At 69.5% G+C, this 24624-nt stretch carries 24 protein-coding genes and 4 tRNA genes; 10 read left to right on the forward strand and 18 right to left on the reverse strand.

Annotation, left to right across the window (positions count from 1 at the left end; all coding sequences use genetic code 11):
• Window positions 1–16: 16 nt before the first annotated feature.
• From N803_RS01490 to N803_RS01500, 3 genes are all read right to left on the reverse strand, one after another.
• Complete coding sequence (locus N803_RS01490; protein ID WP_052111591.1) at window positions 17–550, reverse strand: single-stranded DNA-binding protein; 534 nt, start codon at window positions 548–550, stop codon at window positions 17–19.
• Between the two features lie 181 nt (window positions 551–731).
• The gene (locus N803_RS01495; RefSeq protein ID WP_035901991.1) at window positions 732–2405 is read right to left on the reverse strand and encodes a YfjP family GTPase; all 1674 of its coding nucleotides are present in this window, start codon (window positions 2403–2405) and stop codon (window positions 732–734) included.
• Window positions 2402–4117 (reverse strand): dynamin family protein, encoded by a 1716-nt coding sequence (locus tag N803_RS01500; protein ID WP_035901992.1) that lies wholly within the window; start codon window positions 4115–4117, stop codon window positions 2402–2404. Before N803_RS01500 ends, N803_RS01495 begins: the two co-directional genes overlap by 4 nt.
• A gap of 116 nt (window positions 4118–4233) precedes the next feature.
• Here N803_RS01500 and N803_RS01505 point away from each other — a divergent pair.
• A tRNA-Arg gene (locus tag N803_RS01505) sits at window positions 4234–4307 on the forward strand.
• A 158-nt stretch (window positions 4308–4465) separates the two neighbouring features.
• Here the strand turns inward: N803_RS01505 and N803_RS01510 are convergent.
• A complete protein-coding gene (locus N803_RS01510) occupies window positions 4466–5287 on the reverse strand; it encodes an alpha/beta fold hydrolase (protein ID WP_052111592.1) in 822 nt (273 codons plus the stop codon).
• A 66-nt stretch (window positions 5288–5353) separates the two neighbouring features.
• Here N803_RS01510 and N803_RS01515 point away from each other — a divergent pair, with 66 nt between their 5' ends.
• On the forward strand, window positions 5354–6031 hold the full coding sequence (locus tag N803_RS01515) for a 4'-phosphopantetheinyl transferase family protein (RefSeq protein ID WP_052111593.1): 678 nt from the start codon (window positions 5354–5356) through the stop codon (window positions 6029–6031).
• A 119-nt stretch (window positions 6032–6150) separates the two neighbouring features.
• Here the strand turns inward: N803_RS01515 and N803_RS01520 are convergent, their stop codons facing one another.
• The gene (locus N803_RS01520; RefSeq protein ID WP_035901995.1) at window positions 6151–7398 is read right to left on the reverse strand and encodes a M20 metallopeptidase family protein; all 1248 of its coding nucleotides are present in this window, start codon (window positions 7396–7398) and stop codon (window positions 6151–6153) included.
• Window positions 7398–8579 (reverse strand): PrsW family intramembrane metalloprotease, encoded by a 1182-nt coding sequence (locus tag N803_RS01525; RefSeq protein ID WP_035901996.1) that lies wholly within the window; start codon window positions 8577–8579, stop codon window positions 7398–7400. Before N803_RS01525 ends, N803_RS01520 begins: the two co-directional genes overlap by 1 nt.
• Before the next feature lie 37 nt (window positions 8580–8616).
• Between N803_RS01525 and orn the strand changes: the two genes are divergently transcribed.
• The 4 genes from orn (at window position 8617) to N803_RS01545 (ending at window position 10318) form a co-directional block, all read left to right on the forward strand.
• The gene (orn, locus tag N803_RS01530) at window positions 8617–9303 is read left to right on the forward strand and encodes an oligoribonuclease (protein ID WP_035901998.1); all 687 of its coding nucleotides are present in this window, start codon (window positions 8617–8619) and stop codon (window positions 9301–9303) included.
• A 51-nt stretch (window positions 9304–9354) separates the two neighbouring features.
• Window positions 9355–9430 (forward strand) — tRNA-His (locus N803_RS01535).
• A gap of 89 nt (window positions 9431–9519) precedes the next feature.
• Window positions 9520–10146 (forward strand): copper resistance CopC family protein, encoded by a 627-nt coding sequence (locus N803_RS17260; RefSeq protein ID WP_052111594.1) that lies wholly within the window; start codon window positions 9520–9522, stop codon window positions 10144–10146.
• A gap of 96 nt (window positions 10147–10242) precedes the next feature.
• A tRNA-Lys gene (locus N803_RS01545) sits at window positions 10243–10318 on the forward strand.
• Between the two features lie 207 nt (window positions 10319–10525).
• On the opposite strand, the gene N803_RS01550 is transcribed toward N803_RS01545, so the two are convergent.
• The 11 genes from N803_RS01550 to clpS form a co-directional block, all read right to left on the reverse strand.
• Entirely contained in the window at window positions 10526–11527 is a 1002-nt protein-coding gene (locus N803_RS01550) for a GNAT family N-acetyltransferase (RefSeq protein ID WP_052111595.1), read from the reverse strand.
• Window positions 11528–11583: 56 nt separating this feature from the next.
• Window positions 11584–12063, reverse strand: a complete 480-nt coding sequence (locus N803_RS01555) for a VOC family protein (RefSeq protein ID WP_035901999.1) — start codon at window positions 12061–12063, stop codon at window positions 11584–11586.
• Window positions 12064–12215: 152 nt separating this feature from the next.
• Entirely contained in the window at window positions 12216–12467 is a 252-nt protein-coding gene (locus tag N803_RS01560) for a DUF3618 domain-containing protein (protein WP_035902001.1), read from the reverse strand.
• 3 nt (window positions 12468–12470) lie between these two features.
• Entirely contained in the window at window positions 12471–12947 is a 477-nt protein-coding gene (gene bcp / locus N803_RS01565) for a thioredoxin-dependent thiol peroxidase (protein ID WP_035902002.1), read from the reverse strand.
• Window positions 12948–13003: 56 nt separating this feature from the next.
• Window positions 13004–13085 (reverse strand) — tRNA-Leu (locus tag N803_RS01570).
• A 66-nt stretch (window positions 13086–13151) separates the two neighbouring features.
• Entirely contained in the window at window positions 13152–13790 is a 639-nt protein-coding gene (gene rdgB, locus N803_RS01575) for an RdgB/HAM1 family non-canonical purine NTP pyrophosphatase (protein ID WP_035902003.1), read from the reverse strand.
• Complete coding sequence (gene rph / locus N803_RS01580; RefSeq protein WP_035902005.1) at window positions 13787–14551, reverse strand: ribonuclease PH; 765 nt, start codon at window positions 14549–14551, stop codon at window positions 13787–13789. The genes rdgB and rph overlap by 4 nt, the downstream gene beginning before the upstream one ends.
• A 9-nt stretch (window positions 14552–14560) precedes the next feature.
• Window positions 14561–15370 carry an MBL fold metallo-hydrolase gene (locus N803_RS01585; protein WP_052111596.1) on the reverse strand — a complete coding sequence of 270 codons (810 nt, stop codon included), beginning with the start codon at window positions 15368–15370 and terminating at the stop codon, window positions 14561–14563.
• Entirely contained in the window at window positions 15367–16191 is an 825-nt protein-coding gene (gene murI, locus N803_RS01590; RefSeq protein ID WP_035902006.1) for a glutamate racemase, read from the reverse strand. The genes N803_RS01585 and murI overlap by 4 nt, the downstream gene beginning before the upstream one ends.
• 9 nt (window positions 16192–16200) lie before the next feature.
• The gene (locus N803_RS01595; RefSeq protein WP_035902009.1) at window positions 16201–16884 is read right to left on the reverse strand and encodes a DUF2017 family protein; all 684 of its coding nucleotides are present in this window, start codon (window positions 16882–16884) and stop codon (window positions 16201–16203) included.
• Window positions 16884–17174, reverse strand: a complete 291-nt coding sequence (clpS, locus tag N803_RS01600) for an ATP-dependent Clp protease adapter ClpS (protein ID WP_035902629.1) — start codon at window positions 17172–17174, stop codon at window positions 16884–16886. The genes N803_RS01595 and clpS overlap by 1 nt, the downstream gene beginning before the upstream one ends.
• A gap of 24 nt (window positions 17175–17198) precedes the next feature.
• Here clpS and N803_RS01605 point away from each other — a divergent pair, with 24 nt between their 5' ends.
• From N803_RS01605 to N803_RS01620, 4 genes are all read left to right on the forward strand, one after another.
• Window positions 17199–18494 (forward strand): nicotinate phosphoribosyltransferase, encoded by a 1296-nt coding sequence (locus N803_RS01605; RefSeq protein ID WP_052111597.1) that lies wholly within the window; start codon window positions 17199–17201, stop codon window positions 18492–18494.
• A gap of 102 nt (window positions 18495–18596) precedes the next feature.
• Window positions 18597–19946, forward strand: a complete 1350-nt coding sequence (locus N803_RS01610; protein ID WP_035902012.1) for an MFS transporter — start codon at window positions 18597–18599, stop codon at window positions 19944–19946.
• A 7-nt stretch (window positions 19947–19953) separates the two neighbouring features.
• Entirely contained in the window at window positions 19954–22110 is a 2157-nt protein-coding gene (locus tag N803_RS01615) for a molybdopterin oxidoreductase family protein (protein ID WP_052111598.1), read from the forward strand.
• Window positions 22107–23564, forward strand: coding sequence for an FAD-dependent oxidoreductase (locus N803_RS01620; RefSeq protein ID WP_035902015.1), 1458 nt, complete (start codon window positions 22107–22109; stop codon window positions 23562–23564). Before N803_RS01615 ends, N803_RS01620 begins: the two co-directional genes overlap by 4 nt.
• On the opposite strand, the gene N803_RS01625 is transcribed toward N803_RS01620, so the two are convergent.
• The gene (locus N803_RS01625; protein WP_245616942.1) at window positions 23561–24550 is read right to left on the reverse strand and encodes a type II toxin-antitoxin system HipA family toxin; all 990 of its coding nucleotides are present in this window, start codon (window positions 24548–24550) and stop codon (window positions 23561–23563) included. The two genes, N803_RS01620 and N803_RS01625, sit on opposite strands and share 4 nt — an antisense overlap.
• Window positions 24551–24624: the final 74 nt, after the last annotated feature.

A 24624-nucleotide genomic window follows, 5' to 3' on the forward strand; every position in this document is an offset into this window, starting at 1 on the left:
CCCGAATCCACCACGGTCAGGCCGCCGACTCCTCCGCCAGCGGGCCGGTGCTCGACAGGATCTCGCCCGTCTCGGGATCGACGGTCTCGTAGTCGACGCGCTCCGGGTCCGCGAACGCCTCCGCCTCTGCCTGCATCGTGTCGATGGCGTCATCGACACGATCGCCGTCGCCCCACGAGGGGCGTGAGACCTTCTCGAAGGCGGCCTGCCCCCAGGATAGGTCGTGGCCCACACCGTTGGCGCTGATGCTGACCGAGTAGCGGTAGGTGCCGTCCTCCTGCTTGTTCTCCCGGGAGGAGAGCCGGCCGGTCACGACGACGGGCTGCCCCTTTTCGATGGACTTCAGCACGTTGGCCCCGAGGCGGCCCCAGGCATAGACGCTGAACCACGACGTTTCGCCGTCCTCATAGGTCCCCGGCGCGCCCTGAACCTGGCGACGGGGTGTCGACGCCACTCGGAACGTCGCGAACGGCGTGCCGGCACGATTCGACACCTTCATCTCCGGGTCGCTCGCGACCCGGCCCTGCACCGTGATGATGCTTTCCTGCATGACTGGTCCTTCACTGGTCGGGCTCCGCGAGTGCGGTGCGTTGCGACCAGCGTCGACAAGCCGCCGACCTGCGACAACGGGTGCGGGCCAATCTGTGGACAAACCCGACCGTCAGCGCGGACTGTGGACGGCCAGCCGTGCTCACGAGCCGCCCAACCGTCACGCACGGTGCGGGAACGCGTCAGACCGTCGCAGCCGATTCGAGGTGTTGGCGCGTCTGGCGGTGCCGGTCGAGGATGCCGGAGACCGGAGCGAGGATGCGCTCATCGGCCACGGTCGCGATGGACTCACGGAGCCGACGGTCGACCACCGCACCCCGGCGACGCGCACCGATGCCTGCCAGATACCGCGAGACCAGCGCGAGCAACAGGCCCGCCAGGACGCCGCCGACCAGCAGGACGAAGGGCCAAGGCAGCGGCCCCCACATCGGCGTCTCGATGCTCGGGAACTGCAGCCATCCCAGGACCCACAGCAGGACGAACCACAGCGCCCCGGAGAGCACCGCGAGTCCGAGCAGGATCTGGATGATGCCGACGACGCGCCACCACACGGGCGTTCGCGACCGCAAGGACGTGCCGATGACGGCCTGGTCGAGCGCGTCGGTCAGCTCGTGACTGGAGGGCGCGGCCGCCTCGTCGATGGCGTCGCCCCACGGGGTCGGCAACGAGGCTCCGGCCCGGTCGGCCAGTTGCCGGGTCGCCAGATCGACCGCCGCCCGGGCAGCCGGTGTGGCCGGAGGCAGGGAGGAACGACCGAGGACGGACCGCACGTCCGCCTGGGTCACGGATGCCGTCACGCCTCCGCCGTCGAGGCGCAGTCGGCGCAACGGCTTGGGCTTGAATCGCTGCACCCAGCGGGTCAGGGGCCAGCCGGTGTGGGTGACCGCCTGCATGACGTAGTCGCGTTCCACCGCGCGCACCACCGTCGGGACACCCGCTGCGCGTGCCAGGGCGTCGACGAGGTCGCCCTCGCCCGAGGCCTTGATGGTGGGTTCGGTGTCGGCGACTGCCGGTCGCAGAGCGGCGGCCGACTGCCGCACGTCGGCGGCCAGTCGCGTCCGTGCGGCGTTGGCCCCCGCCACGGCGTTGCTGAGCCGCTGACCCAACACGTCCAGTCCGCGACCCGTCCGCACCGATGTCGGGATGACGGTCGCCTTCCGGAGGCCATCGCGCGCCATGAGTCGTTGGAGGTCCTCGACGCAGCGCTGCACGTCGTCCTCGGGGAGGCGGTCGACCTGGTTGAGGACGACCAGGGTCACGGCGTCGTGCGTCGCGAGCGCCGCGACGTAGTCGTCGTGGAGCCGCGCGTCGGCATACTTCTGCGGGTCCGTGACCCACACGAACACGTCGACGAGTTCGAGAACCCGCTCCGCCTCCGCGCGGTTCGAGGACTCCCGCGAGTCGAAGTCCGGCAGGTCGAGCAGCACGAGCCCGTCGAGGGACCCGACGGTCCCCTCGCGAGCCGAGCCGCCTTCTTGTGTCACGTGGTGGCGCGCCGTGACGCCGAGCCAGTCGAGCAGCGGGCCGGCTTCCTCGTCTCCCCACACACCGGCCGTGGGTGTCGACGTCGTCGGTCGACGCGCCCCCACCGTTGCCACGTCGGCACCGACGAGGGTGTTGAAGAGAGAGGACTTGCCACTCCCGGTCGCACCGGCGAGGGCGACGACCGTGTGCCCACCGACGAGGGCGGTGCGCTCGGCGACCTTGGTCACGAGAGTGCGGGCACGGGCAACAGGTGCCTCGGGCAGCTCCGAGCCGCCGGATTCCAGGGCGGACTCGAGCGCTCCCGACGCAGCCGTCAGCGCTTCGGCGGACACGGCCTTGACCTTGGCCGAGCCCATCTTGAGTGGACTCATGCGGACACCTCACGCACACGCGCCGCAGCCGCATGCAAGGCGGCCGACTGCTCGGCGGTGTCGCCCACGGAGGCGACCGCTGCGGCATACCTCTGCTCTTCGGTTCCGTAGAGCTCGGTGACGCGGGAGAGCAGGCCCTGACGCGCCTTCGCGGCCATCTCCCGGACGGCCTGGTCTCCGAAGATGGCCTCGAGGACTCGCTGAGCGAGGACCGAAGTACCGCCGGCGATGCCGACCTCGGCGCCCGTGAGTCCGCCGGTTGCGGCGAACGAGACGAGCATGAGGAAGAGACCGATGGCATTGACTCCGTATGCCGCGATGCGGGCGTTCGTGCGCCGGTTGCCGCCCTCGCTGCGGACGATGTCGAACACCTCCCCCTGCCACTGGCGGACCAGTGCTTCGACGCGCGGGTTGAAGTCCGAGGACGGCTTGCTCAACTCCGGGTGGGCAGCGAGCAGGGCTTCACCGCCCGGGAGCCGGCGCCACTCGCGGGCCGTGTCGGCGGACGCGGCCGTGGCATGCGAGACGAGGAGGTTGGCCACGCCCGACTGGAGAGCCTCCCCCAGGTCCTCGGCGGGCACCGCCTGACCCTTGATGGCGGCAGTGATGCGGTCGCGCCACTTGGAGAGGGTGGACTCGACCTGCCGGAAGAACTCGCCCGTGCCGACGAACTCCTGCCACCGGGCCAGCACCTCTCCGCGCAGGAGGGTTCCGTCGGTCATGCCGTCCTTGACGCCCTGAGTCGCACGTCCGTAGTTGCCGTCGGCGGCTGCGGTGAGCGCCTCGGCCGCCGACGCCTGCTCGTCGGACGCCTCGGCCAGGCTTGCGGTGCGCCCGGAGAGCGAACCCATGGCTCCCTTGAGGGTCTGACTGACGACCACGGAGCGCGCCCGCGCGTCGCCTGCGAGAGCGTCGAGCCAGGCCTTGAGTCGACCCATCGCCTCTGCCGGGAGGAACCCCTCGGGCGTCAGTGTGGTCTCGGGGACGGTGAAGATCGGGGCCGTCGGCAAACCCTGCTCGCGCAACATGCCGGCCAGGTGCGGCCGGATCTCGTCGATGGCCTCGGGCGCAATGCGGTCCAGGACGATGGCAACGGCGGTGCCGCGATCGGCCGCGGTGCGCAGGAGATCCCACGGCACGGCGTCGGCATAGCGGGCGGCTGTCGTGACGAAGAGCCAGAGGTCAGCAGCGGAGAGCAGCTGCCCGGCGAGTTCACGGTTGGCCTGGACCACCGAGTCGATGTCGGGGGCATCGAGCAGAGCCATCCCCGAGGGAAGGGATGTCGAGTCGACGAGTCGCACGGTCCCCGGCTGCGACTCCTCCCCCGGTCCCCCGGTCACCCGCGCGAGGCTCGGCAGGATGCGCTGGTCCGCGAACCACTTGCGATCCTCGGGGTGGTGCACGAGCACGGGGCTCGTCGTCGTGGGGCGAAGCACTCCGGAGCGGCTGACCTGAGCACCGACGATGGAATTGACCAGCGTCGACTTGCCTGCGCCCGTCGAGCCGCCCACTACCGCGAGCAATGGCGCGTCGATCGATCGCAGTCGCGGAAGGACGTAGTCGTCCAGCTGCTGGAGGAGTTCTCGGCGTTGCGCCAGCCCGTCGGCCTGTCCCGGGGTGGTCAACGGGAGGACCGAGGCCTCGACCGCGTCACGAAGTCCGGTCACGGCCTCGACAAGCACGCTCGTCTCGGTCGCCTCGGAGGTTTTCACTCGCTCAGCCTAACGAAATGGCGCCCGCTCGCTCGCCGACGTGCCGAGCGGCCGCGGCACGATTCGCCACATGAGACGCCCTCGGTCGGACACTCACTAGACTCCCTTGTCGACCAGCCCCCGTAGCTCAGCCGGATAGAGCAAGTCACTTCTAATGTCTAGGTCGCAGGTTCGAGTCCTGCCGGGGGCGCAAATGCTGCCGAGCGTGCGAGGCAGCATTGCGACCCCGGCAGAAGTAACAGGCGCTTCGAACGAAGTGAGAGCGCCGGCGGGGGCGCGCGCGAACGCGCGACGCGAAGCGAGCGCGTTGCGAGCCGGTATGCCGTCCGCCCGCCTTCGCGGAGGTCCTCACCGTCCCGACGTGGTCGCGTTCCGACGGCAGAAGTCACGGATCGCAGCGTTGACCAACTCGGGTTGTTCGAGAGGACTCATGTGCCCGGCACCGGGGATCACGACGAGCTCGGAGTCCTCGATGCCGTCGGCGAACTGGTCGGCGACCCACAGTGGCGACCGGGCGTCCAGCTCACCCCAGATGAGCAGGGTCGGCACGGTGATGTGCGGAAGCAGCCCGCTGAGGTCCGTCCCGGCCATGATGCCGAGTTCGAGAGCCAGAGTCTCGGGCCGCACGTCCCTCGCCATCGCCTCCATGAGAGCCACCACCTCGGCCGTCGGTTCCGACCCGAACAGCCCCGGCAGCGTGGGATCGAACTCCTCGGCCGGCGCCGCCAACTGGGCCTGAACCCCCTCGACGCGGGCACGGACCTCGGCGGCGGGCAGGGAACCGGACCACCCGGCATACGAATCAATGAGCACGAGGGTGGCGACCACGTCGGGGTGACGTCGATAGGTCTCGAGGATGACGGTGCCGCCCCAGGAGAGGCCGGCAAGGTGTGCCGGACCAAGGCCCACAGCGCGCACCACGTCGGCGAGCGCGTCCGCGAAGTCGGCCAGCGCGAACCCCGCTGGCACCGGCGCCGAGGCGCGGACTCCGGGTTCGTCCCATGCGACGACGGTGAAGTCGTCACGCAGGCCGGCGAATTGCGGTCCCCAGCTGCGGGAGTCGAGGGCGGCGCCGTGCGCGAAGACGATCGGCGCTCCGGTGCCTTCGCGCTCGAAGGCGACCTCCAGATCCGAGCCTTCGACCGTCCGGTCCACGACGATGCGCTCCATGCTGGCGAACCTACTCGCCAACCGGTGCCGGTCCCCGCTGCGGAAGTGGGATGACATGATCGGGACATGTCCGTCGTGATCCGCACCACACAGGTGATCGACGATCCCCGATTCCTCGACCTGCTCGATGCGGGCGAGCGCGAGCGTGCCGAACGGCGCTCCGACCCACACCCCTTCATCACCGCGCACGCCCTGCTGCGGCGGCTCGTGGCGGACGAGACCGGCGTCGATCCCCGCAGCCTCGACTTCGAGAAGCGCTGCGCGACCTGTGGCACGGACCGACACGGCAAGCCGCACGTGGTGGGCATGCGCGATATCCACGTGTCCGTGTCCTACGGGGAGCGGATGGCGGTCGCTGCCGTGACCACCCTCGGTGAGGTCGGTGTCGACATCGAGGATCTGGAGTCGGCTGACTTCGACGGCTTCGGCTCCGTCACCCTCGACGCATCCGAGATGCCGCACCTGGCCGACCTCGACGGCGACGCCCTCCTCGCCGCTCGCGCGCAGATCTGGGCCCGCAAGGAGGCGATCCTCAAGGCCACCGGCCACGGCCTCGTCGTGGACCCGAGCGAGGTCGTCGTCTCTGCTCACGACGGCCCGGCCGCGCTCCTCGAGTGGAAGGCCGCGCAGCACCTGCCCGGCCCGATGCAGGTCAGCGACCTCGACGTCGGACACACGGACCACCGCGCCGCGGTCGCAGTGCTGACGACCCAGCCGCTGGGCGTCCGCATCCAGCACGGCTGACCGGCGCCGCTCTCGACCCTGGCCACAGCCAGTCGAGAGGAGAGAACGTGCCGCGAGGGCGCCGGCATACGCGGCGTGTCCTCTCCCTTCGACCACGCGGCCCGAGGTGCGGCGGCGCCTCAGACCCCGGGGGCACCCACAGCGGTCCGGCGGAGCGCGAGCTCCGCCAGCAACGCCGCCATGTCCGGGATGACCGAATCGTCATAGAGCGCCCGCGGCGAATGGTTGTCCTCGGCCGTCGTGTGATCGTCGCTGACGCAGGCGCCGATGTTGAGATAGGCGCCGGGCACTTCCTCGAGGACGAACGACATGTCCTCGGCTCCCGCCTCGGGGGTCACCATGTCGGCCCACCGCTCCTCGCCGAACAGGTCGACGACGGTGGCCTGCGCGAACGCGAACTCGTCCGCGTCGTTCACGGTCACGGGATAGCCGTCGCCGATGTCGACCCTGGCGGTCAGACCATGGGCGGCGGCAACGTGCTCGGCCACCCGACGGATCTCGGTGTGCGCCTTCTCGCGGTGCTCCGGCGAGAACGTGCGTAGCGTCGCGTCGATCTCGGCCGCGTCCGGGATGACGTTGTTGACCGTCCCGGAGTTGATCCGGCCGACCGTCACGACCACGGGGTCGAAGGCGTCGAACCGGCGCGTCACCATCGTCTGCAGGGCGAGCACGACCTCGCAGGCGACGGGGACGGGGTCGAGGGCCTGATAGGGCTGCGAGCCGTGACCACCCCTGCCCTGCACCGTGATTCGCACTTCGTCGGCCGCGGCCATCTGCGGTCCGGGGCGACCGAACCAGACGCCCCTCGGGTGCTCGGCGGCATAGACATGGATCGCGTATGCCGCGTCGACCCGTCGGCCTGCCGCCTCCAGGAGTCCCTCGCGCAGCATCGGTTCGGCCCCTCCGGGGCCTTCCTCCCCCGGCTGGAACATGAAGACGACATCGCCGGCGAGGTCGTCACGCAGTTCGTGGAGGATGCGCGCGGCGCCGACGAGTCCGGCAACGTGGAGGTCGTGCCCGCAGGCATGCATGAGCCCGTCGACCTCGGAGGCGAAGTCGAGATCGGTCGCCTCCGTGACGGGGAGCCCGTCCATGTCTCCGCGCAGCAGCACGACGGGCCGAGCAGCGTCCTGCGCGCCGCCGCCCGTCTGCCCGGCGCCACGCCCGCGCAGCACCGCGACCACGCTCGTCAGGCTCTGACCAAGGGCGATCTCGAGGTCGAGCCCCTCGAGGGCGTCGAGGACGGCGCGCTGGGTCCGTGGAACGTCATTGCCCAACTCGGGGTGACGGTGCAGGTCGTGCCGCAGCGCGACGAGATCCGGCGCGATGGACGCGGCGAGGTCCAGGACCGACGCGCGCGCCGCCATCAGACGACCTGGCCGGAGAAGTCGTGCCGTCGCGCGACGAGGGCCGCCAGCAAGTCACGTTCGTCGCTGAGGGCACGGGCGTCAGCAGCCGAGTGGTGCATCCGTCGGCGCAGGAGCGCCAACTCACTTGCCGTGTCCTGGAAGTCCTCCATCGAGCGCAGGGCTTCGCGTCCGCCGTTCATGCGCGCCCACTGACGCGCCTCCCTGCGACGGGGCATCGAGGCCAACATCTCCACCTCGGCCGGGGAGAGCCAACCCGCATCGGCATAGGGATAGAGGAACTGGCCGATGAGTTGCCCCTCGCGACGACGAACCCAGACCGCGAACCCGACGAAGCTGAGGAACAGCGGGACCTCGATGAGCAGGTAGACCGCGATGAGCCCCTCGCCGCCACTCACCGCCGCGACGTTCCAGATGGCGTGGGCGACCACGGCGATGATGAGCCCGGCGAGCGGCGCCAGCCAGCGCTTCCAGCCCATCCGGGACGTCGCGGCGATGCCGATGCCAATACCGGTGCAGATGGTGAACATGGGGTGCGCGAACGGCGACAGCAGGCAGCGACCGACGAACGTTGCGGTGAGGCCATCCCGACCGTGCTCGGCCCACGCGAGCGCGAGGTACTGGATGTTCTCGGTGAACGCGAAACCGGCAGCCGTGACACCGGCATACACCATCCCGTCGGTCACACCATCGAACTCGCGCTTCGCGAAGAGCCACACCAGAACGATGAAGGCGCCCTTCGCGATCTCCTCGACGACGGGCGCGACGAACACGGCGGTGAGCTGGAGCGAGTCCTGGTCCGGGATGGATCCGCGCAGGACGAGCTGGCCCGCCGTGTTGAGGGTCATCGCGATGAGGACGGCGATGAGCGCACCCCAGAGGAACGCCATGACGAGATAGCGCGTCGGCTCGGCCTCGAACCGGTCGAGCCACATGAACGTCGGCACGACGATGCCCAGCGGGATGATCGCGGCGACCAGTCCGAGGAGTGTCGCACTCACGCCGGCGGCTGCTCCGATGGCCACGGCGACGACGAGCGCGGCGAGTCCGAAACCGACGGTGGCGATGCCGAGGAGGACCCATCGGCGGATCAGTGAGCGTCCCCGATGTGCCCCGGAGCGCACCCGAGGCACGTCCGGCGGCGGCGGTGATTCGACGACGACTGCTGGATCCCCACTCATGACCGCGACGATAGTGCAGCGCCATACAGTGGGGGCCATGTCCGCAACGCCCGACCGAGCCCTGACTGACCGCATCGTCTGGATCGACTGCGAGATGACCGGGCTCTCCCTGGAGAGCGACGCCCTCATCGAGGTCGCCGCGCTCGTCACCGACTTCGAGCTCAACGTCCTCGGCGACGGCGTCGACGTCGTCATCAAGCCGACCGATGCCGCGCTGGCCCAGATGGGCGACTTCGTCCGCGAGATGCACACGTCGTCCGGCCTCATCGATGAGCTCGCCGACGGGGTGACGATGGAGGAGGCGGAGAAGCTCGTCCTCGACTACGTGCGCGAATGGGTGCCGGAGCCGCGCAAGGCACCGCTGGGCGGCAACACCGTCGCGACCGACCGCGGCTTCCTGGCGCGCGACATGGCCGAGCTCGAGCAGCACCTGCACTACCGGATCATCGACGTCTCCTCGATCAAGGAGTTGTCGCGCCGCTGGTTCCCGCGGGCGTACTTCGCGGCGCCCGAGAAGTCCGGCGGCCACCGCGCGCTCGCCGACATCCGGGAGTCGATCGCGGAGCTGCGCTACTACCGGTCCGCCGTCTTCGTCGACCCGCCCGGGCGCTCCAGCGACGAGCTGCGGGCCATCGCGGCCCAGCACGTCGTCGACCACTCGGCGCCAGTCTCCGGTGCCACTGCGGACATGGTCAAGAGCACCCCCGAGGAGCAGGTACGATAGTCCGCGCTGCCTCGGCCGCCGGATCTTCCGGTATGCCGGGTGGTCGCCTTGGTGGGCGTAGCTCAGCTGGTAGAGCACCGCGTTGTGGTCGCGGGGGTCGCGGGTTCAAGCCCCGTCGCTCACCCCAAGTCCGAAAGCCCCTGCACTGCAGGGGCTTTCGTCATTTCTGCGAGGCCGTTCACCTCGCACCCAGAATGGGTGTGCAGTATGGATGGCATGCGCAAGACGACCCGTGGACTGATCGTGCTCCTCCTCACCGCCTTCGTGGCGATGGTGGGTGGGGTGGTGCCGGCGAGCGCCCACTCCCGGCTGATCTCGATCAGCCCGAAGGATGGAGCCGCGCTCCCGTCCTCCCCCACCGAGGTCGTCCTGACCTTCAACGAGACGGTGAAGCCGCAGTTCGTCACGGTGCGTGTCACGGACAGCGAGGGCGGCGAGGTCGTCGACGGGGAGGCCACGGCGGAGGGCGCCACCGTGACGCTTCCGGTGGCGCAGCCGATCGCAGCGGGGACTTACAACATCGTCTACCGCGTCGTCAGCGCCGACTCGCACCCGATCTCCGGAAAGACGACCTTCACGGTCGAGGGCAACCCTCAGGCGCCAGCCACCTCGACGTCGCCGTCGGCCTCGGGCTCAGTGGCTCCGACCCCGTCCGCGACGGCGGGCGATGCGACGCCGTCGGCCGACTCCTCCCCCACGACGGCCACCACCGCGGCCGGAGAGGGGACGGACACCGGCGGCGAGTCCACCCCGACGTGGGTGTGGTTCATCGTCTTCGCGGCCGTCGTGGGTGCGATCGCAGCCACGTTCTACGCCGTCCGCCGGGACAACGGCGAGGGCTGACCGGGCGGGAGAACAGGGCGGTGAACACCCGTGCGAACACGGCCGATTGGCCCGATTTCGCAAGTCGGCCCCACCGCTGCTAATGTCTCTCCTCGCGCGCCATTAGCTCAATTGGCAGAGCAGCTGACTCTTAATCAGCGGGTTCGGGGTTCGAGTCCCTGATGGCGCACCACCAGAAGCCCCGCGCGGATCACCGTGCGGGGCTTCAGCCGTCCTGGGCAAAGTCGTCACGCCATGCCGCGGTGTGTGCGCCGGCCGCGCGACCGGCGCAGACCGTGGTGACCGGTGCAGCCATGCGAGCGCCGGTCGTCAACCTGAGCGCCGGTCGCGCGACCGGCGCAGAAGCTTTGACGCCTGCGCGCAGATTGAGTCGAGATCCTCAGCGGGGACTGACGGGCATCGTCATGGCCAGGAGGCGCTCGACGATCTCGAAGCCGAGCCGGTCGTTGATGGCGACCATGTGGGCGTTCGTGTCCGCATTGGTCGTGCGCACCACCGTCCGGTGGGTGACGTCGCGCTGCAGCCGCTCGAGGTTCGCCACCTTGACCGCCGTCCCGAGGTTGTGACCTCGGTGCTCGCGGTGGACGAACGTGCCCCACTGCCACACCTGACGCGACGGGGCCGCCGGGACGATGAGGTCCGAGTGTGCCGCGACCGTGCCGCTGTCGCGATGGATCGCCAGGGCCGTCAGCCGGGTGCGTCCGACCGACTCCTCGAGATCGAACCACTTCGCCATCCGCTCGGGCGTCACCGACTCCTCCTCGAAGGCGACGTCACCGGTGGGGGCGTCCACGGCCAGCTGGCCGTAGAGGACGCACAGACCCGGCAGGTGCTGCTCGGGTGGGCGGCCGGCATACACCTCGACGTCGTAGTCCCGGGACGCGGAGGCTGCCGAGGCACCCAACTCGGCGAGGAGATCGGACTCGACGGGAAGCGCGAGGTGACGCGCGAACTCGACCCAGCCCGGCTCGAAACCCTGGGCCAGGGCGAAGGCTCGATACGGGTGCGACTCCACGTCGTCGCCGGGGACGAAGAACTCGGCGAGCAGCGTCGTCCGCCCCAGTTCACGCGCCCGCTCGGCGTCGGCCTTCACCAGTTCTGCGCCGAAGCCGCGGCGTCGGTGATCCGGGTCGACGTGGACCGTGCCCCAGAACATGTGGGTGTTGTCCTCCATCGGGACCCACCGCTCGGACGCCGCCACGACCCGCCCGTCCTCGAAGAGCGCTGCGAACTCGGTGCGTTCGGCCGGGTCGTCGTGGCGTGCCTGCTTCGCGAACTCGTCGTAGGGCACGGCCTCGTGCCACGGACGGTCGAGCGCCTTGGCTCGCTCCATGACGTCGTGCACCTGTTGCAGGACCGCGTCGTCCTGCAGGTCAACCATGTGGATCACACATCGACGGTAGGGCTGCGATGTGCCCTGCCGCCACGGATTTTCGCCTACGAGCCGACGCCATCGTGGGCGCGTTGGAGGGCGGCGACGTCGATCTTGCCCATCCCCAGCATCGCCTGTGCCACACGGTGGTTGGCCTCGGTGCTGTAGTCCCCGGACAGGTCCTCGAGCTCTCGCGGGATGACCTGCCACGAGACACCGAACTTGTCCTTGCACCACCCGCAGGCGCCCGGCTCTCCCCCGTCGGCCGTGAGCAGGTCCCAGTAGTGGTCGACCTCTTCCTGCCCGTCCACGCGCAGGTAGAAGGAGAACGACTCGTTGAGGTTGATCTGGGGCCCGGCGTTGAGGCCGATGACCTCGAGGCCGCCCACGGTGAACTCGACGACGTCGGCGACGCGGCTGTCCGGTGCCGTCCGCGCCGTGATGACCCTCCCGACCCTGGAGTCCGGGATGTGCTCCGCATAGAACTCCGCAGCCTCGTGGGCCCTGTCGTTCCCGAACCAGAGATGCGTCCGCACCGATGTCATGGCCGTTCCCTCCCAGTGGTGAGTTCGTCAAGAGTGAGCCACCCCGCCGAACGGGGCGCCCCTCCCATCGTGGCCCACCACGGACGGTGAGGGAACAGCGAGACGCCGCACCCGGCATACCGGATGCGGCGTCTCGAAAGGACCCTGAAAGGTCAGCGACGGCGGCCGCGAAGCACCTTGAACGCGACGATGACGGCGACGACAGCGACGGCCGCGGCCACGCGCTCGACGCGCAGGTCGCCCTGAGGCGTCGTCGTGGCGTCGGCGAACCGCTGCTTGGCCTTGTCGACCTCACGCTTGGCGATGGCCGACGGCGTGGCCTTGGCGGTGAGCTCGTTGAGGGTATTCGCGAGACGCGTACGGCGCTGCGCGATGTCGGCCTCGAGGGCAGTAATGTGGCTCATGGTTCAGTCCTCACTCAGTCCGAGGTCGCGGCGCAACTTCGCGACGTGACCCGTGGCCTTGACGTTGTACCAAGCGTGCTCGACCTTGCCGTCCTCGTCGATGACGACGGTCGAGCGGATCACTCCCTGGACAACCTTGCCGTAGAGCTTCTTCTCGCCGAAGGCACCCCACTGCGTCATGACGGCCTTGTCGGGGTCGGACAGCAGCGTGAGGGTCAGGTGCTCCTTGTCGCGGAACTTCCCCAGCTTCTCCGGCTTGTCCGGCGAGATGCCGAGCACCGTGTAGCCGTCGGTCTTGAGGGACTCGAGCGACTCGCTGAAGTCGCAGGCCTGCTTCGTGCACCCGGGCGTCATCGCCGCCGGGTAGAAGTAGACGATGACCTTGCCGCCACGCAGGTCCGAGAGCGTCACGCTCTCGCCGGTGTCGGTGGTCAGGGTGAAGTCCGGGGCGACATCGCCCGGAGAGAGTCGTTCGGTCACGCTGGCTCCTCGGTGGTCGGCTCTCGCCAAACTATCAGCGAGGCCTCCACGGTCCGTGCGCGAGGCGGGAGTCGAACCCGCACACCCGAGGGCACTGAGACCTAAACCCAGCGTGTCTGCCTGTTCCACCACTCGCGCTTGCGACAGACAGGGTATGCCGTCCGCCCACCTACCGCTGCTGCCCCTCCTCCCGAACGGATCAGGTCAGGGCTGAGTGGTGAGGCGTTCGCGGAGGATCGGGATCATCGCGCGGAAGGCACGGCCGCGGTGCGAGATCGCGTTCTTCTCGACGTCGGTGTACTCGGCCAGCGAGCGGGTGTCATCGTCCGGCGTGAAGATCGGGTCGTATCCAAAACCGTTCTCCCCCAACGGTTCCCGGCGGATGGTGCCCGTGACGCGACCCTCGACCGCCTCGATGGATCCGTCCGGCATGGCGAGCACGGCGGCGCAGACGAAGGCGCCGGTGCGGTGCTCGTCACCGACGTCGCCGATCTGCTCGAGGAGCAGCGAGAGGTTGGCGCGGTCGCGCTCCGCACGGCCTGCACCCTCGCCGGCGTGGGAGCCGGACCAGCGCGCGGAGAAGATGCCGGGCGCACCGCCGAGAACGTCGACCGCAAGGCCGGAGTCGTCGGCGACGCTCGGCAGTCCTGTGGCCTTGGCGACGGCGACGGCCTTGAGGCGGGCGTTGCCCTCGAACGTCACCTCGTTCTCGACGACGTCTGGAGCGTTCGGGAAGTCCGAGGCGCCGACAACCTCGAGACCGATCTCGTCTACGAGCTCGGCGAGGATCTGGCGCAGTTCGTGGACCTTGTGCTCGTTCTGGGTCGCGAGGACGAGCTTCATCGCGTGCGCTCCCGAGCGGGGGCGGCGAGCGCCTCCTGCTGCTTCTCGGTGAGGGTCGCGCAGCCCGAGGCGGCGAGGTCGAGCAGGGCGTTGAGGCGGTCGCGGTCGAAGGCGGCGTCCGCACCCTCGGCCGTGCCCTGGACCTCGACGTACTTGCCCGAGCCGGTCATGACGACGTTCATGTCGGTGTCGGCCGTCGAGTCCTCGGGGTAGTCGAGGTCGCACACGGGCTGTCCACCGACGACGCCGACACTGACCGCCGCGATCGAGTCGACGAGCGGTGACGCGTTCCTGGCGATGAGGCCCTTGGCGCGGGCATCCTCGATGGCGTCGACGAGGGCCACGTAGGCACCGGTGATCGACGCGGTCCGGGTGCCGCCATCGGCCTGGAGGACGTCACAGTCGACGACGATCGTGTTCTCCCCCAACGCCTTCGTGTCGATGACCGCGCGCAGGGCACGACCGATGAGCCGCGAGATCTCGTGGGTGCGGCCACCAACCTTGCCCTTGCGGGACTCGCGGTCGGAGCGGGTGTTCGTGGAGCGCGGGAGCATTTCGTACTCGGCCGTGACCCAACCCGTCCCCTGTCCCTTGAGCCAGCGCGGCACACCCTCGGTGAATGAGGCAGCACAGAGCACGCGGGTGCGGCCGAACTCGACGAGGACGCTGCCCTCGGCGTGGTCGAGCCAATTGCGGGTGATGCGGACCTCGCGGAGGTCCTCGGGGGCGCGGCCGTCGTGGCGGGCAGTCGAAGAAGTCACCCGAGCAGGCTAGACCGCTCCGGACTCCCCCACAGAGTCGAGGTCGCCCGACCCCACTTCGTACGTCGCCCCGAACTCGACCATCTCGACATCGGGCCAGAGCGCGGCAGCCTGCTCACGGCATACGGCAGGGTCGTTCCAGGCGGGCATGTGGGTGAGCATCAACCGCTTCACCCCACCGGCGTCGAGGGCGGCCTGAGCCGCACGGGACGGTGTCAGGTGGACGCCGCGGAACTCGTCGTCACGACCGTCCATGAACGCCGAGTCACTGAGGACAAGATCCGCGTCGCGCAGGAGCGGCGTGAGGTTGTCGCACGTGTCGGTGTCGCCGGTGTAGGCGAGCACCTGCCCCTGGGCCTCGATGCGGAACCCGAACGCCTCGACGGGGTGGTTCACGGCGTACGGAACGACCCGGACCGGACCGACCTCGATGGCGACCTGGTCCTCGAGGAGGCGGAAGTCGAAGACCTGCTGCAGAGCGTGGTGCTCGAGCCCGTGGTACATCAGCGCGAGGCGCTTGGCCGTTCCGGTGGGACCCCACACAGGCACGCGCTCGGTCGGGGCACCGCCCGGGTTGTAGTGGCGCGCGACGTAGAGGCCACACAGGTCGGCGCAGTGGTCCGGGTGGAGATGGGTGACAAAGACCGCGTCGACGTCCCGCGGCGCGATGTGGCGCTGCATTGGGCCCAGCGCCCCCGACCCGAGGTCGAAGAGGAGGTTCCAGGTGCGCCCACCGTCGTCGACCCGGACGAGATAGCTCGACGCGGGCGAGTCCGGGCCGGCGAAGGAGCCGCTGCACCCGAGGATCGTGACCTTCATGCGGTCGCCTCCTTGACGCCAATGCGGGAGGTGAAGATGTGGCCGAAGTTCGGGCCGAGACCGAGGAAGCGCAACGCCAGACGCCGGAACTCCTCCGGGTCGCCCGTCGTCGTGAACCCGTGCTGCGGCGGCGGCAGGTCATCGGGACGCAGCAGGGTGGCGTCGGCGAGGACGCGGTAGAGCTCCTTGGCAGTCTCCTCCGCCGACGACACGAGCGTGACGTCCGGACCCATGACGTAGGAGATGACTCCCGCGAGCAGCGGGTAGTGCGTACACCCGAGGATCAGGGTGTCGATGTCCTTGGCCTGGAGGGGCGCGAGGTATTCGCGGGCCGCGGAGACCAGCTCGTCCCCACCGGTGATGCCCGACTCGACGAACTCGACGAACCGCGGGGCTGCGGCGCTCGTCACGTGCAGGTGCGGTGCGGCAGCGAACGCGTCGAGGTAGGCGCGCGACTGGTGGGTACCGACCGTCGAGATGACGCCGATCCGGCCCGTGCGCGTCGCACCGGCGGCGCGGCGCACGGCCGGGCGGATGACCTCGACGACGGGGACGTCGTAGCGCTCCCTCGCGTCGTGGAGGACGGCCGCGCTCGCCGTGTTGCAGGCGATGACGAGCGCCTTGACTCCGTGCGACACGAGCCGATCCAGACACTCGAGCGCGAAGGCCCGCGTCTCCGCGATGGGGCGGGGTCCGTAGGGCGCGCGTGCGGTGTCTCCCAGGTAGGCCACGGACTCGTGCGGCAACTGGTCGAGGACGGCCCGCGCCACGGTGAGGCCGCCATAGCCGGAATCGAAGATTCCGATGGGAGAGTCAGGCACCGCCCAAGGTTAAGCGCTGGGGTGGTCGCCCGGGAGCATCGCCGTGGCGAGCGTCTCCTGCAGCCACGTCAGGAAGTCGTAGACCGACATCGCGTGCAAACGCGGGTCGTCGTCGTCCATCTCATCCAGCTCCGCCTCGAGCCGGTCGACATCAGCATCCTCGCGCAGGCCGAGCCGCTCCCCGAGGACGAGACGCACGTCGGTCAGGGCAACGACCATGTCGATGGCCGTGCGCTCGTCGAGCTCGACGCCGGAGCCGGGTGCGCGCAGTGCGGCCATGGCCGACTCGAGGTGGCGCGCCTTGCGCTGCCGCAGCCCGTGCTCGGTGAGTCGACGGAACTCCGCGGACAGCTGGTCGTCGACCCGGTTGCCCGCCGGGAGGAGTCGCTCCAGGGCCGGGTCACGGTCACCGAAACTGCGAGCGTCCGCTGGCACGGGACGGTCGTCGGGGAGCTGGTCCTCGGCAGAGAGGGAGACGCCCATGCCGAGACCGCCGAGTCCGGACACGATCGCCGCGAAGTCGTCGTCACCGTGGACGTCACTCGCATGAGCCGGCTCGGGCTCGGGTTCAGGGGCAACGAGGTCGTGGACCTGCTCCATCAGCCCGGCGACCACGGCCCGCTCGACGGCGTCGAGCTTCGCGGCATACCGGACGTCCTTGCCCTTGCCCTTGCGGGCGAACGCACGCGCCATCAATCATCCTTTTGGAAAGTCGCCCACAGCCCATAACCCTGCAGCGCCTCGGTGTCGATCTCCATCTTCTCGCGGGGTCCGTGAGAGACGACGGCGCGACCCTTGGTGTGCACGTCCATCATCAGCTTCTCCGCCTTGGCCCGGTCGTAGCCGAAGTAGCTCTGGAAGACGTATGTCACGTAGGACATGAGGTTCACCGGGTCGTTCCACACCAACGTGATCCACGGGACGTCGGGTTCGACGACGGAATCCGAGGAGACGACCTCCTCCTCCACGGGCGCGATGGACACGGCTCCCACAATAAGGTGCCGAACGTGAGCGACTCGACGGCACTGCTGACCGATCACTACGAGCTGACGATGGTGCAAGCGGCCCTGCGATCGGGAGCGGCGTCGCGGCGCTGCGTCTTCGAGACGTTCGCGCGCCGCCTTCCCGACGGGAGGCGCTACGGCATCGTTGCCGGGACAGGTCGCCTCCTCGACGCGATCGAACGGTTCCGGTTCGGTGACGAGGAGATCGCGGCGCTGCGCGCCAGCCGCGTCGTCGACGACGCGACCCTGGCCTTCCTCGCGGACTACCGCTTCGAGGGCGACATCTGGGGGTATGCCGAGGGGGACGCCTACTTCCCCGGCTCACCCGTGCTCGTCGTCGAGTCCGACTTCGCTCACGGCGTCGTCCTCGAGACCCTCGTGCTCTCGATCCTCAACCACGACAGCGCCATTGCGAGTGCTGCATCGCGCATGACCGGCGCGGCAGGCACCCGGCCATGCATCGAAATGGGGTCTCGACGCACCCACGAGGAAGCCGCAGTGGGAGCCGCGCGGGCGGCATACATCGCGGGGTTTGCGACGACCTCGAATCTCGAGGCGGGCCGCCGCTGGGGGGTGCCCACAGCGGGGACGGCCGCGCACGCGTTCACGCTGCTGCACGACGACGAGCGTGAGGCGTTCGCCGCGCAGGTCGAGGCCCTGGGCGTGGGGACGACGCTGCTCGTCGACACCTATGACGTCGAGAAGGCCGTGGAGATCGCCATCGAGGTTGCCGGTCCCGAGCTGGGTGCGGTGCGGCTCGACAGCGGCGACCTGCTCGTCCAGGCGCGTGAGGTGCGCGAGCAGCTCGACTCGCTCGGCGCGACGAAGACCCGCATCGTCGTGACGTCCGACCTCGACGAATTCGCCATCGCGGGGCTGGCAGCCGGGCCGGTCGATGCCTACGGCGTCGGGACGCAGCTCGTCACAGGGTCGGGCGCGCCGACTGCCGGCATGGTCTACAAGCTCGTGGCGCGCGCCGACGACTCCGGGGAGATGGTCGGCGTCGCCAAGGCGAGCAAGGACAAGACGTCCGTCGGCGGGCGCAAGTTCGCGTTGCGCCGCCGCAATGAGCGCGGGACGGCCGAGGCCGAGATCATCGGAATCGGTGAGCCACCGGTCGATGACGGGGACGACCGCGCCCTACTCGTCGAGTACGTACGCGGTGGCAAGATCGTCGGCGCCGAGCACGCCTCCCTCGACGCGGCGCGCGAGCGGCACGAGGCGTCCGTCGCCGAACTGCCGCGATCGGCGCACCAGCTGAGCCGCGGAGAGCCGGCCATCCCAACGACCTACCTCTGAGGGGTTCTCACAGCGGGCTGCTCGCCGTTGTGCGGTGAGTGTTACGGACGATTTACGTGGGCCGCCGGGAGGTGAAACACCGAATCGGCAGGGTCTGCCGACATGGAGACCACCCTCGCTGCGGCCCCCACGGCCCCTGCAGACACCACCACTGAGACCCGTCCCGGTCGCTGGATCGAGCACTGGGATCCCGAGGACGCCGGCTTCTGGCAGTCCACCGGTCGCGCCATCGCCCGTCGCAACCTGACCTTCTCGATCTTCGCCGAGTTTCTCGGATTCTGTGTCTGGGCGCTGTGGTCGGTCGTCGTGCCGCTCCTGCCGTCTGCCGGGTTCAGCCTCACCCTCAACCAGCAGTTCTGGCTCATCGCCGTGCCGAGTCTCGTCGGCGCGACGATCCGCATCCCTTACACCTTCGCGGTGCCGATGTTCGGCGGACGCAACTGGACGGTCATCTCGTCGCTGCTCCTGCTCCTTCCCGCCTCAGCCCTGGCGGTCGTCATGACGCGACCCGAGACGTCCTTCACCGTCCTGCTGCTGTGCGCGGCGCTCGCCGGCTTCGGTGGCGGCAACTTCGCGTCGTCGATGACGAACATCTCGTTCTTCTTCCCGGAAGCCGAGAAGGGAAAAGCGTTGGGACTCAACGCTGCTGGCGGCAACCTCGGCACCGGCATCGTCCAGATGGTCGTCCCCGCGGTGATCGCGATCGGCGCCGGTGTGCACCTCGAGCGGGCCGGCCTCATCTTCATCCCGCTCGCCCTGCTGTCGGCTGTTGCGGCCTGGCGCTTCATGGACAACCTCTCCGGGATCAAGGCCGACTACCGGTCGTTCGCCCTGGCGACGAGGAACCCGCACACGTGGATCATCTCGTTCCTCTACATCGGAACCTTCGGTTCCTTCATCGGGTATGCCGGAGCGTTCCCGACGCTTCTGAAGACCCAGTTCCCGTCCGCTCCCCTCGGCCTCGCCTTCCTCGGTGCGCTCATCGGCGCCCTCACCCGGCCGCTGGGCGGGATCATCGCCGACCGCCTGGGAGGTGCGCGGGTGACGATCGCGTCCTTCGCGATCCTCACGGTTGGGGCACTCGCCGCAGTGCAGGGCCTACAGGCGAAGAGCTTCCCGTTGTTCTTCGTCGCGTTCCTCGTGCTCTTCACGGGAGCGGGCATCGGGAACGGCGCGACCTACAGGATGATCCCTGCTGTATTCCGCGCAGGCATCTCGCCGTCCGAGCTGCCGCTGGCTCGCAAGGCCGCCGCGGGCTGCATCGGGATCGCCGGTGCCGTGGGTGCCTACGGCGGCTTCTTCATCCCGCGCGGTTTCGCCATGGCCAAGGACTCCTACGGCTCGCTCGTCCCAGCGTTGTACGTCTTCGTCGCGGCCTACGTCCTCATGGCTGTCACGACGTATGCCGTGTACCAGCGCCGCGGTGCCGCGCTCGCCTCGGAGACGATCTGAGTTCTCGATGACAGCCACGCACTGCCCCTATTGCGCTCTCCAGTGCGCCCAGACGCTCACGCCGGATCCTGCCGCCGGCGTGAACGTCGCCGGGCGTGACTTCCCGACGAACCGTGGAGGTCTGTGCCAGAAAGGGTGGACGAGTGCGTCGGTCCTGCGGGCACCCGACCGCCTCACGACCCCTCTCGTGCGAGGCGTCGATGGCGAGCTCGTCCCGACGTCCTGGGACGTGGCCCTCGACCTCGTTGCACTGCGGCTCAGGGAGATTCGCTCGGACCACGGGGCCGACGCGGTGGCGGTCTTCGGCGGTGGCGGCTTGACGAACGAGAAGGCGTACCAACTCGGCAAGTTCGCGCGCATCGCCCTCGGGACGGCGAACATCGACTACAACGGGCGCTTCTGCATGAGCAGTGCTGCGGCGGCGGCCAACCGGTCCCTCGGCGTCGACCGGGGGCTGCCGTTCCCTCTCACGGATCTCGGTGGCGCGCAGGCCGTCCTGCTTCTCGGCAGCAACCTCGCCGAGACGATGCCGCCCTCCGTCGCGCACCTCTCGGGTGCTCGTGCGGCCGGCGGCCTCATCGTCGTCGACCCGCGCATCAGCGCCACGGCACGACTCACGGAGAACGGTGGAGGCATCCACCTGCAACCGGTCCCCGGCACCGATCTCGTCGTTCTCCTCGGCCTTCTCCACGTCGTCTTCTCCGAGGGACTGGACGACCCGGCATACATCGCGGAGCGCACCACCGGCGTGGACGAGGCGCAACGCCTCGCCGCGACCTGGTGGCCGGCCCGGGTCGAGCAGGTGACGGGCATCCCCGAGACCCAACTGCGTTCTGCCGCAATGCTGCTCGCATCGGCCAGCCCCATGCGTGGCGGCTCCGGCGCCTACGTCCTCACTGGCCGCGGGGTGGAGCAGTCGTCGCAGGGCACGGCGACCGTCAATGCCGCCATCAACCTCTCCCTCGCGCTCGGCCTCGTCGGTCGGGTCGGGTCGGGCTACGGCGCCGTCACCGGTCAGGGCAACGGGCAGGGCGGGCGCGAGCACGGTCAGAAGTCGGACCAGCTTCCCGGCTACCGCATGATCGACGACCCTTCCGCCCGAGAGCACGTCGCGGCCGTGTGGGGCGTCGACCCGGCCGTCATCCCCGGCAAGGGCAAGCCGGCGGTCGAACTGCTCGACTCCCTCGGTCGCGAGGGTGGCCCGCGCGCACTCCTCGTGCACGGAGCCAACGTGCGCGTGTCCGCCCCCAACGCCACCCACGTCGGCGACCGGCTGGACGCCCTCGACCTCCTCGTCGTCTGCGACATCGTGCCTTCGGAGACCGCCCGTAGCGCCGACGTCGTCCTCCCGGTTCTCCAGTGGGCCGAGGAGGAGGGCACGATGACGTCTCTCGAGGGTCGGATCCTCCGTCGGCGCAAGGCGATCGACCCTCCGGAGGGTGCGCGTTCGGAACTCTGGGTATGGCGTGAGCTCGCCGCACGTCTCGACGCGCCCGGCACGTGGGACATCGATGCGGCGCGCGTCTTCGACGAGTTGGCGCGTGCCAGCGAGGGCGGACGCGCCGACTACAGCGGGCTCAGCCACGCACGGCTCGACGCCGAACCGGACCTCTTCTGGCCCTGCCCCGCTGTCAAGGACGGGTCGGCACACCCCGGGACACCCAGACTCTTCCTCGATGGCTTCCCCACCCCGGACGGACGGGCGCGGTTCGTCGCCGTCGACGACCGCGGGCCGGCCGACGACGTGCGCGGTGAAGCGCCCAGTCACCTCGTCACCGGTCGCGTCCTCCAGCACTACCAGTCGGGGGCCCAGACCCGTCGAGTGGAGGAACTCGTCGCTGCGTCGCCGGGGGCCTTCGTCGAGATCCACCCTCGGCTGGCCGACCGGCACGGCATCGCACCCGGCGACCGCGTGCAGCTGACCAGCACCAGGGGCGTCGTGACGGCCACGGCCCGCGTCACCGATGCGGTCCGCCCGGACACCGTCTTCATGCCGTTCCACTGGGCCGACGAGGCGAACGTCAACCGCGTCACCAACGACGCGACCGATCCCGTCTCGGGGATGCCCGAGTTCAAGGTCTGCGCGGTCACCGTGGCCCGTGTCGGCTCCCCTGTCCCACAGGCGAACTCACCTTTCGCCAGCACCACGGAGGTTCCCGCATGAGGCTCATCGTCATCGGCAACGGCATGGTCGGCGCGCGGTTCGTCGAGGACCTCCTCGCACGCGACACCGCCGGCAAGTACGAGGTGACCGTCATCGGCGAGGAGGCGTGCGAGCCCTACAACCGCGTGCTCCTGAGTGAGGTGGTGGCGGGACGCTACGAGCTCAGCTCTCTGACGCTCCCGTCACCGGACCACCCCCGCCTGACGGTGCTGCGCGGCACCTCGGCGAGCTCGATCGACCGGGAGGACCGTGTGGTCGTGACGATCGACGGCAGCCGGCACCGCTACGACCAGCTCGTCATCGCCACGGGTGCGGCGGCGCGCATCCCGCCCCTGGACGGACTCGACCCCACCCCGGGTCGTCTACCCCGGGGTGTCCACGCCCTGCGCAGCATCGACGACGCCCGAGAGATCGTGGCCGCGACCCTCAACTCCCGTCGTGCCGTCGTCCTCGGTGCCGGGGTCCTCGGCATCGAGGCGGCGAGTGGCCTGGCCCAGCGCGGCTGCACTGTCACGCTCGTCCACCCCGCGGACGCGCTCATGGAACGTCAGCTCGACGGCTCCGCCAGTTCGGTGCTCGCGAGCGCGATGCCGGACGTCGGCATCACCCCGCGGGTCGGCGTGGGGGCGGCCGCTGCGGTCGTGGCGGACGGGCGACTCACGGGCATCCGGCTCACGGACGGTGAGGTCGTCGAGTCCGACCTCCTCCTCGTCGCCACCGGAACGATCGCCAACACGGCCATCGCCCGCGACGCAGGCCTCGCCTGCGAACGCGGCATCGTCGTGGACGACGCGTCGCGTACGGCGGACCGTCGTATCTTCGCCATCGGTGACTGCGCGCAGCCACCGTCCGGGGCTATGGGACTCGTCGCTCTGGGCTGGGACCAGGCACGTCGGCTCGCCGATCTGCTGACCTCGGCCAGCCTTCCCAGCCGGGACGGTGGCACGGGCAGTGACGTCGTCCGCGTCAAGGCCCACGGGCTCGACGTCGTGACGATGGGCGTGTGTGGTGGCGCGCGGCCGGACGCGCCAACGCAACGTTCGTTGACGCTCTCCGATCCCGCCACTGGGCGGCACGTGGAAGTCGTCGTCGAGGGTGACCGGCTCGTCGGGGCCACGTGCATCGGAGCCGGTCAGGTGGCGGCCGACCTCGTCGCGACCTACACGCGACGGACACCCGTGCCGAGCGACCCGGCCCACCTACTCCTCAGCGCGCTCTCCCCCGCGATCGTCACGGCGACCTCTCCCGATGCACTGGCCGACGACGCCGCCGTGTGCCGGTGCAACAGCGTGACGAAGGCCGACATCACGTCCGCGCACACCTGCGGATCCCGCACCGTCGAGGAGGTCGCTCAGGCCACCCGCGCCACGACCGGCTGCGGCGGCTGCACGGATGAGGTGTGCGCCCTCATCGACTGGCTGAACGAACGAGACCCTGCTGCCGTTCGGGCCTAAGGGTGCGACATGGCCTGGAGCAAAGCGTTCTGACCGCCGTCGAAAGCGTCCTGGAAGCGAGCCACTTCCGAAGCCGTGACGCCGTTCCTCACTGCGACCTCGCGCCATCCCTCGAGTGCGCTCGTCACCTCGCCGAGAACCGAGTTCGCCCGCCGGGCATCGAGGTCGAACAGATCCGCGTAGCGAAGGAGCGCGGCAACCTCATCGACACGGGCGCGCGCACCCCCAATCCCGGTGACCCGCTGGCTTCCCGTATCCGGATTGGGATTGACGTCAAAGACGGGTGCCAGTGTCCATCCAGGACCGTCGCGCAGGAAGCCGTGGTTGCGCAGGTGATCGTCCGTGTTGTGGATCCCGATGGAGAACGCCATCCGACGCCACAGCTCACGAAGGTCCTCCTTTGGCGCGACGGCGTGATCGACGAGCACCTCGGCGATCTCCGTGTAGTCGTGGACGTCCCCATCGCGTGCGCCGAGCAGGGTCATGGCGCTGATGTACGGCACACGCCGCGCGGCTTGGCGATCGAACCGCTCGAGGAGCAGCACACTGGACCCGTCGACCCGCAGGAGTTCGGTACGAGGCGTGTGTATGCCGGCCAGCTCGGCGAGGTCCAGAGCAGTTTTCTCCCACGCCATGACGTCCCACTCGTCGCCGGGGTGCGGGAACTTGGCAATGAGCAATCGGTCTCGGTCGCACACCGACGCCTTCGGCCGCGCACCACCCAAGGACCCCGAGCCCGCGTCGAGCAACTCCTTGATCGCTGCCAGGTCGGCGCCTCGAGCGCTGGCGACGCTCTCGGCGGCGCGCATCAGGCGGGGTAGCTCGACCAGCTTGGGCACCTCCTGGTCGGGGTCGAGGAAGGGTTGGCCGGGTTCAGCCTGAAAGCGCAGCGCACCTTGGCGAGTCAGATCACTGACGCCGATCAGAAAGTCGACGTCCGAGAGGGTCGCGGCAGGTCGGCTCTCTTGGGCAGCCAGCGCCTGCACCCTTTTGGTGATCAGGTTCTTGCCCAGCGATCGGGCGCGCAGTCGGTGAACGCCCCCGGAAGGCCAACGCTGAC

This window comes from Knoellia subterranea KCTC 19937 (assembly GCF_000768685.1).
Classification (GTDB): domain Bacteria; phylum Actinomycetota; class Actinomycetes; order Actinomycetales; family Dermatophilaceae; genus Knoellia; species Knoellia subterranea.

Bases quoted from the DNA above. Each gene is read 5' to 3' on its own strand.
- N803_RS01490 (WP_052111591.1), bottom strand. From the start codon at position 550: ATGCAGGAAAGCATCATCACGGTGCAGGGCCGGGTCGCGAGCGACCCG.
- N803_RS01520 (WP_035901995.1), bottom strand. From the start codon at position 7,398: ATGGCGGCGCGCGCGTCGGTCCTGGACCTCGCCGCGTCCATCGCGCCG.
- N803_RS01595 (WP_035902009.1), bottom strand. From the start codon at position 16,884: ATGGCGCGTGCGTTCGCCCGCAAGGGCAAGGGCAAGGACGTCCGGTAT.
- N803_RS01495 (WP_035901991.1), bottom strand. From the start codon at position 2,405: ATGAGTCCACTCAAGATGGGCTCGGCCAAGGTCAAGGCCGTGTCCGCC.
- N803_RS01525 (WP_035901996.1), bottom strand. From the start codon at position 8,579: ATGAGTGGGGATCCAGCAGTCGTCGTCGAATCACCGCCGCCGCCGGAC.
- N803_RS01620 (WP_035902015.1), top strand. From the start codon at position 22,107: ATGAGGCTCATCGTCATCGGCAACGGCATGGTCGGCGCGCGGTTCGTC.
- N803_RS01560 (WP_035902001.1), bottom strand. From the start codon at position 12,467: ATGAGCCACATTACTGCCCTCGAGGCCGACATCGCGCAGCGCCGTACG.
- N803_RS17260 (WP_052111594.1), top strand. From the start codon at position 9,520: ATGCGCAAGACGACCCGTGGACTGATCGTGCTCCTCCTCACCGCCTTC.
- N803_RS01610 (WP_035902012.1), top strand. From the start codon at position 18,597: ATGGAGACCACCCTCGCTGCGGCCCCCACGGCCCCTGCAGACACCACC.
- rdgB (WP_035902003.1), bottom strand. From the start codon at position 13,790: ATGAAGCTCGTCCTCGCGACCCAGAACGAGCACAAGGTCCACGAACTG.
- N803_RS01515 (WP_052111593.1), top strand. From the start codon at position 5,354: ATGTCCGTCGTGATCCGCACCACACAGGTGATCGACGATCCCCGATTC.
- N803_RS01615 (WP_052111598.1), top strand. From the start codon at position 19,954: ATGACAGCCACGCACTGCCCCTATTGCGCTCTCCAGTGCGCCCAGACG.
- orn (WP_035901998.1), top strand. From the start codon at position 8,617: ATGTCCGCAACGCCCGACCGAGCCCTGACTGACCGCATCGTCTGGATC.
- N803_RS01550 (WP_052111595.1), bottom strand. From the start codon at position 11,527: ATGGTTGACCTGCAGGACGACGCGGTCCTGCAACAGGTGCACGACGTC.
- N803_RS01510 (WP_052111592.1), bottom strand. From the start codon at position 5,287: ATGGAGCGCATCGTCGTGGACCGGACGGTCGAAGGCTCGGATCTGGAG.
- N803_RS01555 (WP_035901999.1), bottom strand. From the start codon at position 12,063: ATGACATCGGTGCGGACGCATCTCTGGTTCGGGAACGACAGGGCCCAC.
- N803_RS01585 (WP_052111596.1), bottom strand. From the start codon at position 15,370: ATGAAGGTCACGATCCTCGGGTGCAGCGGCTCCTTCGCCGGCCCGGAC.